The sequence below is a fragment of the Streptomyces torulosus genome (genome assembly GCF_001419765.1).
Lineage (GTDB): Bacteria > Actinomycetota > Actinomycetes > Streptomycetales > Streptomycetaceae > Streptomyces > Streptomyces torulosus.
The window spans coordinates 1-9,274 of the sequence record NZ_LIRK01000661.1 but is presented as its reverse complement, the minus strand read 5'-3'; the positions used below and the strand labels follow the sequence as shown (position 1 = coordinate 9,274).

The 9,274-nt window shown below is 70.5% G+C and carries 9 protein-coding genes; 4 read left to right on the top strand and 5 right to left on the bottom strand.

Annotation, left to right across the window (positions count from 1 at the left end):
* Positions 1 to 42: 42 nt before the first annotated feature.
* Positions 43 to 1,446, bottom strand: a complete 1,404-nt coding sequence (locus tag AOK23_RS36830; protein WP_240496729.1) for an RNA-guided endonuclease InsQ/TnpB family protein — start codon at positions 1,444 to 1,446, stop codon at positions 43 to 45.
* Positions 1,447 to 1,469: 23 nt separating this feature from the next.
* On the opposite strand from AOK23_RS36830, the gene tnpA reads away from it, so the two are divergent.
* A complete protein-coding gene (tnpA, locus tag AOK23_RS36825; RefSeq protein ID WP_079049914.1) occupies positions 1,470 to 1,898 on the top strand; it encodes an IS200/IS605 family transposase in 429 nt (142 codons plus the stop codon).
* 290 nt (positions 1,899 to 2,188) lie between these two features.
* Here tnpA and AOK23_RS36820 read toward each other — a convergent pair whose 3' ends face one another.
* Both AOK23_RS36820 and AOK23_RS36815 read right to left on the bottom strand, forming a co-directional pair.
* Positions 2,189 to 3,775: a hypothetical protein gene (locus AOK23_RS36820; RefSeq protein WP_055716848.1), complete on the bottom strand. Its 1,587-nt coding sequence runs from the start codon at positions 3,773 to 3,775 to the stop codon at positions 2,189 to 2,191.
* 533 nt (positions 3,776 to 4,308) lie between these two features.
* Complete coding sequence (locus AOK23_RS36815) at positions 4,309 to 4,731, bottom strand: Hsp20/alpha crystallin family protein (RefSeq protein WP_055716847.1); 423 nt, start codon at positions 4,729 to 4,731, stop codon at positions 4,309 to 4,311.
* Positions 4,732 to 4,915: 184 nt separating this feature from the next.
* Here AOK23_RS36815 and AOK23_RS36810 point away from each other — a divergent pair, with 184 nt between their 5' ends.
* On the top strand, positions 4,916 to 5,218 hold the full coding sequence (locus AOK23_RS36810) for a hypothetical protein (RefSeq protein ID WP_055716846.1): 303 nt from the start codon (positions 4,916 to 4,918) through the stop codon (positions 5,216 to 5,218).
* A 46-nt stretch (positions 5,219 to 5,264) separates the two neighbouring features.
* Here AOK23_RS36810 and AOK23_RS36805 read toward each other — a convergent pair whose 3' ends face one another.
* Positions 5,265 to 6,215, bottom strand: a complete 951-nt coding sequence (locus AOK23_RS36805; RefSeq protein ID WP_055716845.1) for a GlxA family transcriptional regulator — start codon at positions 6,213 to 6,215, stop codon at positions 5,265 to 5,267.
* A gap of 143 nt (positions 6,216 to 6,358) precedes the next feature.
* Between AOK23_RS36805 and AOK23_RS36800 the strand changes: the two genes are divergently transcribed.
* Together AOK23_RS36800 and AOK23_RS36795 are read left to right on the top strand one after the other, a co-directional pair.
* A complete protein-coding gene (locus AOK23_RS36800) occupies positions 6,359 to 6,868 on the top strand; it encodes a hypothetical protein (RefSeq protein WP_055716844.1) in 510 nt (169 codons plus the stop codon).
* 59 nt (positions 6,869 to 6,927) lie between these two features.
* Positions 6,928 to 7,428, top strand: a complete 501-nt coding sequence (locus AOK23_RS36795; protein ID WP_055540281.1) for a hypothetical protein — start codon at positions 6,928 to 6,930, stop codon at positions 7,426 to 7,428.
* A 264-nt stretch (positions 7,429 to 7,692) separates the two neighbouring features.
* Here the strand turns inward: AOK23_RS36795 and AOK23_RS36790 are convergent, their stop codons facing one another.
* Positions 7,693 to 9,156, bottom strand: a complete 1,464-nt coding sequence (locus tag AOK23_RS36790) for an MFS transporter (protein ID WP_055716843.1) — start codon at positions 9,154 to 9,156, stop codon at positions 7,693 to 7,695.
* Positions 9,157 to 9,274 lie beyond the last annotated feature (118 nt).

The following is a 9,274-nucleotide window of genomic DNA, read 5'->3' as shown; positions in this document are numbered from 1 at the left end:
CCGTGGAGGCCTGGTCCTCCACCGTCTCGGGGGTGGGGCGGGTCACCGTTTCGTCCGGGCGGGCGTACTGGCGCATGGCGTCACATTGAAGTGCTCTCCCGGCTGAAGCCGGGAGATTCCTGCCTGCCTTGCGGTGGCGGGCTTGACGCCGCGGGGGCGCCTGACGACTGCCCTTCCGGCAGCCGGGACGAGCGCGTGGCCCATCCGGTAAAGGTGCAAGACGTTCCGGGCGGCGTTGTGGTCGGCGTTGTCGGACCAGCCGCAGCCTTCGTTCTTGCATACGAACACGGCCTGGGACTCCCGGCTGCCCGGTGTGGTGAAGCCGCACATCGAGCAGCGCCGGGAGGTGCCGGGGGCGGGAACCTTGTGCAGGGTGCCGCCGTGGCGGGCGGCCTTGTACGTCAGCATCGTCACAGTGCGTCCCCATGCCTCTTGGCTGATGGAGCGGTTGAGGCCGGACTTCTGGGCGACGTTCTTCCCCGGGTTCTCGATGGTGCCTCTGGCACTTTTGACCATGTTCGGGATGTCCAGTTTTTCCACCACGATCACGCTGTAGGTGCGGGCGAGGTGGGTGGTGGTCTGGTGCTGCCAGTCACTCGCCCTGCGCTTGGCTGTCGCGCGGAGGCTTGCGATCTGGTCATAGGTCCGCTTCAGCCGGTTGGAGGTCTTCTGGCCCGGCTTGCGGAAGCTCTTGCGGTGCGCGGCCCGCTGTTCCAGGCGGAGCAGCTTGGCCTTCTCGTCGGGGTTGAGCCACTTGTCCCGGTCGGCTGTGCCGTCCGGGAGGCGGGCGGGGCGGCCGTGGTCCTGGTGGTGTCCGTCGGACAGGGCAAGCGGGATGGTGACTCCGGCGTCGATGCCGACCTCGGGACCGGTGTGCGGCCCGGGCGCAGTGACGAGGGTTTGGATACGGAAGGCGATGTGCCAGCCGAGTGCGTCCTTGACCAGCCGGGCGCCAGTGATCTTGTTGTCGGTGCCGGCGGCCTTGCCGATGGGGAGGTCTTTGGTCCAGCGGAAGCGGACACGGCCGACCTTGGGGATGCTGGCCATGCCCCAGCGGCGGTGCACGCGCTTGATCTGCAGGTCGCGGCCCTGAGGAACGTCCACGCTCATCACCGTGCGGAAGCGGGCCTTGAAGTTCGGCGCTTCGGCCCGGCCGTCCCAGCAGTTCTTCCATGCCTGGAAGTATGTCTTCAACACCGCCTGGGCGGCCTGGGCGGGAAGGGCCGCAAGCCAGTCGATGTCCTTGCGGGCCTGGCGGATCGCGGCGTCCGCCGCAGCAAGCGTGCGCTTGTCCTTCGGCAGCATCGTCCACCAGTCGTGCAGGAGGTTCCACGTCGTACGGGCGGCGTGCGCCTGGGCATCGACGAGCCGGACCTGCGCAGGGGTCAGCGCCAGTCGGGCGCGGTGCCCGAACTGCCGCTTCTCCTGTGCACGTTCCGTACTCACGCGATCACGATACCATTCGGTCTATGTCACCGCGCTGGAATCCGAATCCCGACGTACGTATGGGCCGGCACGTTATCTACAACCTTCATGTCCATTTGGTCTTTGTCACCAAGTACCGGCACAGGGCCATGACAGGCGAGATGCTGACGCGCTGCGAAGAGATCATGCGAGAGGTCTGCGAGGACTTCGAGTCCGAACTGAAGCAGTTCAACGGCGAAGAGGACCACGTCCATCTGCTCGTGCACTACCCGCCCAAAGTCCAGCTCTCCAAGCTGGTCAACTCCCTCAAGGGCGTCTCCTCCCGCTACCTGCGCAAGGAGTACGACGTTCACGTCCGCCGCTACCTGTGGGGCGGCCACTTCTGGTCCGGCTCCTACTTCGCCGGAAGCTGCGGCGGGGCACCGCTGACCGTCGTACGCCAGTACATCGAAAACCAGCAGCGCCCCGCGTGACCTGGCCGAGGCCAATAGTGCAGTTCCGTGCCTGAAGCCGAGGTCAGAGCAGCATTGAGATGCGCTTCACCTCCCCCGTAAACGGGGGAACACTGCGCAAGATCAAAGGTAGTTAAGCAGTCAGGACGCGGTGAGTCGTCGGCGGTCCGCAGGGACCGAGCCCACTCAACGGCCGACCCGAAGTCGGCAGCGCGTGGGGGCTCTTGGCCGGCGCCCGACGGATGTCCCCCACCATCCGGTCGGCACGCACCACGGCCAGGAGCCCCCTTCTCAGGCAGCGGGGCGACGGGTTACGCCGTGGCCACCTCGCCCTTCGTCAGCAGCCACTCCTTCTGGAGGGCGCCCAGCGGGATCCTCTTCTGGAAGATCGGGGTGCCGAAGATGGAGAGCTGGATGTTGAGCGTGCCGGTGAGGTCCACACCGCCGTAGAGGGCCCAGGCGCCCTTCGCCGCGCCGGTGCCGTTCGCGGAGCCCTCGGCCGTGGCGTCGGCCTCGGCGCGCAGGTACGGGGCGAGGTCGGCGGTGACGCCCACCGTGCCGTAGAGGCCGATGGTGGCCTCGGCGCCCAGCGCGGCCTTGACCTTGCCGGTGGCGGTGACGGTCGCCTTCAGGGGCTCGCCGGTCATGTCGGACTCGCTCACACCCGTCCAGCCCTTGGCCCAGGTGAAGTTGCCGCCGACGCGGAAGTCCCCCTTCAGGTCCTGTTCGACGTCGACGGTGACGCGGCCGTCGGCGTCCACCTGGAAGTAGCAGACGAGGTCCAGGTTGACGACGACCGGGACCGGGCCGACCTGGATGACGGGGTCGGCGTGGAGTTCGGCGAACGGGACGCGTACCGGCTTGCCGTCGGTCGTGCCGGCCGCGCGGCCCTTGAGCGACCACTTCGACGCCCAGTCGCCGGTCAGCCCCAGGAACGCTCCGCCGGGCGCGGCCCCCGTACCGGCTCCGGAGCCGTCGTACGAGAAGGCGACCTCGGGGGCGAGTTGGACGAAGCCGTGGACGGACGCGGCGGCCGAGGCGGGGGCGCCGGCCGCGGTCTCCACGGCGGCGCCCACGTCGATACGGAGGCTGCCGAGCGGGAGTTTCGCGCCCTGCGGGCCGAAGGTGAGGTCACCGGTCTTCGCCCAGGAGACCTTCACGCCCTGGACGAGCGGGTCGATGTCCATGGTGGAGGGGTCGACGGGGACCGTGCCGTCCGCCTTGCTCTCGCCCAGGACGGAGTTGAGTTCGGCCGGCTCGGTCTGGACGGTCGTACCGCTGCCGTCCTTCGTCGTGCCGACGATGTCCGTCACCTTGGCGAGCAGGCCGTCGGGGGCGCCGGGGGCGGGGGCGCTGGCGATGACATCGCCGACGGCGACGGGGCGCGAGCCGGCCGCCGGGGCGGACGTAGGGGCCGAACCTGACGCGGAGCCCCGCTCAGACCCAGAGTCCTCCGCCGCCGACCCCGAGTCGCTCTCGGCCTCCGCGTCCCGCTCCGACGCCGAGCCCTCCTTCTCGGACCCCGCCCCCGGCTCCGTGGCGGCAGACTTCGACGGCGACGGGTCCGCCGTCGGCTCCGTGTCCCGCGCGGGCGGTGCCGCGATGACCGCGCGGCCGGTCTTCCTGTCGTACGACGCGACCTTGAGCGTGGACTTCTTCGCCTTGCCCTGGTCGACGGCGTTCCCGTCGGCCACGGCCGTGGGGGTGGCCCCGTCGGTCGGGGCGGAGACGACGGCGAGTTGCTCCTCCGCCGCCGCGGGCTCGGGGGTCTCGACAGCCGCCGCGCGCGCCTTGTCGGCGGTGGAGGACGAGTCGTGGGAGCAGCCGGTGGCGACCAGGGTGACGACGGTGATCGCCGAGAGGGCCGAGAGCAGGGCATGTCGTCTGAGCTTGTGCACGCGTGATCCTCGGGAGGGGTGTGGTGGGGGGTGCGCTTACACGGGGGGCGGCATGACGGCAGGGCCGCGCGCATGACACGGCGGCGGCAGATGACCGACGGTTACCGTCCAGTAGCTAAGCATGAGCATGCCAGCCAGGGCGAACGCCGCCATCCACTTCCGGCGGCTCCATGTAGTGACGTGAGTCACACTCACCGTGCAGGGTGGCCCGCACCTTGCCGGATGCCTCGAAATCGGCCGTGAAGCGTCTATGTCCCGTTCCCCACCTCACCGCCTCCTGGGGCCGACGACCGCAAGGTGGTCCAGCGCCATCTCGCGGCCAAGCGTGCGGTGTTGGGAAAGGTGGGTGCTGGTACGGCCGCCAGGAAGGCGGGCACCGGCGTGTCCCACCGGCGGTAAGAGGTAATGAGAAGGCGAGCCGGACGTCGGCCCGTATCGGGCGACGCCGGCTCGCCGACGGAAAGCGGGAGGCACCGGACGATCGCGGCGTCCGACGGCGCGGGCCGGTGCCCCCTCGTGGCCGGCCGGGCCGGTCAGCGGTCGATCTGGCGCCGTTCGCTGCCGCCGCTGATCTGGATCTTGCGCGGCTTGGCCTTCTCCGCGATCGGGATGCGCAGCGTGAGGACGCCGGCCTCGTAGGAGGCGTCGACGCGCTCGGCGTCGAGGGTGTCACCAAGGAAGAGCTGACGGGTGAACGTACCCGTCGGACGCTCGGCGGCGACCAGCTCGGCTCCCTCGGGGGCCGGTGAGCGGCGCTCGGCGCGGACGTTCAGGACGTTGCGCTCGATGTCCAGGTCGATGGTCTCCGGGTCCACGCCCGGCAGGTCGAAGTGGACGATGAAGTCGTCGCCGGCCCGGTAGGCGTCCATCGGCATGACGGCCGGCCGGTTCTCGGTGCCGAACACCTGCTGCGCGAGCCGGTCGAACTCACGGAACGGGTCGGTACGCATGAGCATCACGGGTCACTCCTCTCATCAGGCACTGGATGCGATGCCCGGTGATTTCCTACGTCTTCTTATATAGCTCCGAGGAGAAAAGTTGACAAGCCTCGACTCAGCTTCGGCGAGTGGAGTGCTAGAAGGGTTAGCCTCGGGGCGACAGCGCGCGACAGCCGGCGCTGCGACGACCAGGAGGCGGACGATGGCGAGGATTCCTGCGGCGGCGGTGGCCGCGAGCGGGCTCATCGGCGGGTACGGGGTGGCCCGCTGGACGAAGAAGCGGCAGCTGGGCGGGGCCGTGCTGGCCGTCGCCGGCGCCGCCGCGGCCCAGCAGTGGCAGCGGGCGGCCGGAGGCAGGGCCGCGGGCGCCCTGACCGCCGGGTACGTCGCCGCGTTCGCCGGGTCGCATCCCCTGGCGAAGAAGGTGGGCGCCTGGCCTGCGGTGTTCGGCGTGGCCGGAGCGGTGGCCCTGGCGTCCTGGGTGGTGGCCGACCGCCGGGCATGACGCGAAGCGTCTGAGCCCCTGACACGCCCGCCCGAGCCCGCTGAGGCTACTCCCCCCGGAACGCGCGCCGGTACGCGTACGGGCTGGTCCCGACCACCTTCTTGAAACGGTCGCGGAAGGCCGTCGAGGAGCCGAAGCCCGCCTGGCCGGCGATGCGGTCGACCGTGTGGTCGGTGGACTCCAGGAGGTACTGGGCCCGGCGGACCCGCGCCCGGTGCAGCCACTGCAGCGGTGTCGTGCCGGTCTGCTCCCGGAAGCGGCGGTTCAGCGTACGGGCGCTGGTGCCGGCGTGGGCGGCGATGTCGTCCAGCGTGAGATCCCGCTCCACGTTCGCCTCCAGCCAGCGCAGCAGGGGCTCCAGGGTCGCGCCGGCCGGGGCAGGGGGCTGGTCCTGGACGATGAACTGGGCCTGGCCGCCCTCGCGTTCCAGGGGCATGACGCACATCCGCGCGGTGAACGCGGCGACCGCCGAACCGTAGTCCTTTCTGATCATGTGCAGACACATGTCCAGCGCCGCGGCGGCGCCCGCCGAGGTCAGGAACTGGCCGTTGTCGACGTAGAGGACGTTCGGGTCGACGGTCACCTGTGGGTGCCGGGCGGCCAGGTCCGGGGCCGCGATCCAGTGGGTGGTGGCGCGCAGCCCGTCCAGCAGCCCCGTCGCCGCGAAGAGGAACGCGCCGACGCACACCGACGCGATACGCGTCCCGTCGGCCGCCGCGGCGCGCAGCGCCTCCGCCACGCCCGGCGGGAGCGGGGCGGTCGGGTCCGCCGTCCCCGGCAGGATGATCGTGTCGGCCTCCGCCAGCGCGTCCAGCCCATACGGCGCCCGCACGGTGAACGGCCCCGCCGGCACCTCCGCGTCCCCCGTCGGCGAGCACACCCGCACCCGGTACGCCTCCCGGCCGTCCGGCAGCCGGGCCCAGCCGAAGGTGTCGATCGGGGCGGAGAGATCGAACGGGATGACCTGGTCGAGCGCCAGTACGGCCACGGTGTGCATGGCGGGAGCGTAGGGCTCCGCCGGGTTCTCGCCAACCGGAGTCCCACTGCCGCTGCCGACTACGGCCGTCCCTGGCGAGAATCCGTTGCGCCCTGACAATCCCGCCACTACTACCGCCTCGTCGCGCGCCCTAGCGTCCCAGCGTGACCAAGTTGCTGCTCTCCCTCCACGTCCTCGCCGCGATCGTCGCCGTGGGGCCGATCACCGTCGCGGCCAGCATGTTCCCGCCGAGCGCCCGCAAGGCGCTGGCCGAGCCCGGCAGCGAACAGGCCGTGTCGTCGCTGCGGCTGCTGCACCGGATCTGCCGGGTGTACGGCGGCGTCGGTATCGCGGTGCCCGCACTCGGTTTCGTCACGGCGATGAGCATGGGGGTGCTCGGCGACGCCTGGCTGATCGCGTCGATGCTGCTGACGGCACTCGCGGCGATGGTGCTGCTGGCGCTGGTGCTGCCTCGGCAGGAGGAGATCCTGGAAGGGATGGCGGCGGCCGGGCCCGTCGCCAGAGGCGAGGGCGAGGGTGCGGTCACCGTCGGGTCGGCGGTGAGCGCGCAGACCACGGCGCAACTCGCCATGTTCACCGGTGTGTTCAACCTGCTGTGGGCGACCGTGACGGTGCTGATGATCGTGCGGCCCGGGTCCACGACCGGGGCTTAGCACAACCTTGGCCTCACCCCGCCTTTCGCGATCCGGCCAGGGCGGGGCATGATCCGGCCATGCATCCACAGCAGTCCGCCTCGCAGTCCTACGTCGCCTCCCTGGGGGCCCGTCTCGCCGCCGATGAATGCCGTACCTGGTGGGAGGACTGGGCCGGAGTGCCCGTACTCGTCGGGCGGCGGGCCGACTTCAAGTGGCGCTGGATGGGGACGAAGCTCCACCTGTTCACCGTGGCGGCGGCCGTCCCGGAGATAACCATCCCGACGATCGCGACGTTCACGGATCAGGTGCTGGCGTACGCGAAGAAGACGAAGGGTGGGTTGCCGGCGGGGCTACAGAACGGGGTCGCGGCCTTTCCCGTGCTGGTCAGCGACCGGGTCGATCCGGCGGCCGTGCGGTGGGCGGAGGCCGAGCAGCGCAACAAGTGGGCGTGTATGGCGCGGCCGGTCGTGGTGGACAGTGCGCAGCAGTACGTCGGCACGTATCGGGGGACGCCGGCGATCGGGCTGGTGTACTCGTCGTACTTCGAGCGCAAGGCTGCGCAGTACTTCTACGGGTGAGTTGGGGGCGCCTTGTAGCTCGGGGGTGCGTGTGGTTCTGGCGGGTGCGGGTGAGTGGGGGTTGTTCGCGCCCACGCGGCGGAGCCGCATGTGTCACCGCCCCGCGCCCCTGAAAAGCGACCGGGGGCTGGGCCCCGTGCTTTTCATGGGGAGGGCGGGCCGCAGGCCCGTCCCTCCAGGGGCGCGGGGAACTGCGCGAGAAACCACACACCACCCGCACCCGCCAACGAACCGCGCACCCCCGAGATATGAGGCGCCCGGCCCTCACCCCGCCGCGGACAGCGGCCTCGCAATCTCCTCCAACGACCTCCGTTCCGCCCGCACCGCGAGGAACGCCGCGACCAGCCCCGCCGCGCACATCAGCCCCGCGCCGATCTGGAACGCCAGCACCGTGTCGCCGACGGCGCCGGACTCCGTCAGGTCCGCGAAGACCAGCGGGCCGCTGATGCCGCCGGCTGCCGTGCCGATCGCGTAGAAGAACGCGATGGCCATGGCCCGGGTCTCCATGGGGAAGACCTCGGAGACCGTGAGGTACGCGCTGCTCGCCCCGGCCGACGCGAAGAACAGCACCACGCACCAGCACACGGTGAGCGTGACCGCGTCCAGCGCGCCCCGGTCGAACAGCCAGGCCGTGCCGAAGAGAAGGACACCCGACAGCAGATACGTCGACGAGATCATCACCCGGCGGCCGACCGTGTCGAACAGCTTGCCGAGGAGCAGTGGGCCGAGGAAGTTGCCGGCGGCGATGAACGCGAAGTAGTAGCCGGTGTCGGAGGTGGGGACGTCGTAGAACGTGGTGAGGATCGCGCCGAAGCCGAAGGTGATCGCGTTGTAGAGGAACGCCTGCCCGATGAAGAGGGAGAAGCCGAGGACGGCGCGGCGGCGGTAGCGGGAGAAGACGGTGCGGGCGATGGTGCCGAAGCCGATGCTCTTGCGCTGGTGGATCGTCATCTCCTGGGTGGCCGGGGGCAGTCGGCGGCCCTTCTCGGCCTCGACCTGCCCCTCGATGTCCGCCACCAGTTGTTCCGCTTCCTGCTCCCTGCCGTGGATCAGCAGCCAGCGGGGGCTCTCCGGGACGTTCCGGCGGACCAGCAGGATCACCAGGCCGAGCACCACACCGAGCGCGAACGTCAGCCGCCAGCCGACGTTCGCCGCGAAGAGGTCCGTGTCCAGGGCGACGATCGACAGCAGCGAGCCCCCGATCGCGCCGAGCCAGAAGCTGCCGTTGATGACGATGTCGACGCGGCCCCGGTACTTGGACGGGATCAGTTCGTCGATCGCGGAGTTGATGGCCGCGTACTCACCGCCGATGCCGAAGCCGGTGAGGAAGCGGAAGAGGAAGAACCACCAGGAGGAGAAGGAGACGGCCGTCAGCGCGGTGGCGCCGAGATAGACCGCCAGCGTCACCATGAACAGCTTCTTGCGTCCGAAGCGGTCGGTGAGACGGCCGAAGAAGAGGGCGCCCGCACAGGCGCCCGCCACGTACAGGGCCGCCGCGGTGCCCGTGACCTGCGCGGAGCTGATCGGCAGACCGCTGCCCTGCTCGGAGAGCCGCCCGGCGATGTTCCCGACGACGGTGACCTCCAGGCCGTCGAGGATCCACACCGTGCCTAGTCCGATCACCACCATCCAGTGCCAGCGCGACCAGGGCAGACGGTCCAGGCGCGCGGGTACGGCGGTGGTGACCGTACCGCTCCCCTGCGGCGACTTCCGTTCGGTCAGGGCCATGTGTGCGGCTCCCTCCTCCTCGAGCGAACCGCGTCCGAGTGCCCGCCCGAGCACCGCTTACGCCCCTCCCGCACCCCGCCGGCAGCCCTCCGACGCCCACCTCGCCCGGCCGGCCGGG

What these genes read in the sequence shown, in the direction of transcription:
- tnpA (WP_079049914.1), top strand. Translation starts at nt 1,470, where the DNA reads ATGTCACCGCGCTGGAATCCGAATCCCGACGTACGTATGGGCCGGCAC.
- AOK23_RS36790 (WP_055716843.1), bottom strand. Translation starts at nt 9,156, where the DNA reads ATGGCCCTGACCGAACGGAAGTCGCCGCAGGGGAGCGGTACGGTCACC.
- AOK23_RS36795 (WP_055540281.1), top strand. Translation starts at nt 6,928, where the DNA reads ATGCATCCACAGCAGTCCGCCTCGCAGTCCTACGTCGCCTCCCTGGGG.
- AOK23_RS36810 (WP_055716846.1), top strand. Translation starts at nt 4,916, where the DNA reads ATGGCGAGGATTCCTGCGGCGGCGGTGGCCGCGAGCGGGCTCATCGGC.
- AOK23_RS36805 (WP_055716845.1), bottom strand. Translation starts at nt 6,215, where the DNA reads ATGCACACCGTGGCCGTACTGGCGCTCGACCAGGTCATCCCGTTCGAT.
- AOK23_RS36815 (WP_055716847.1), bottom strand. Translation starts at nt 4,731, where the DNA reads ATGCTCATGCGTACCGACCCGTTCCGTGAGTTCGACCGGCTCGCGCAG.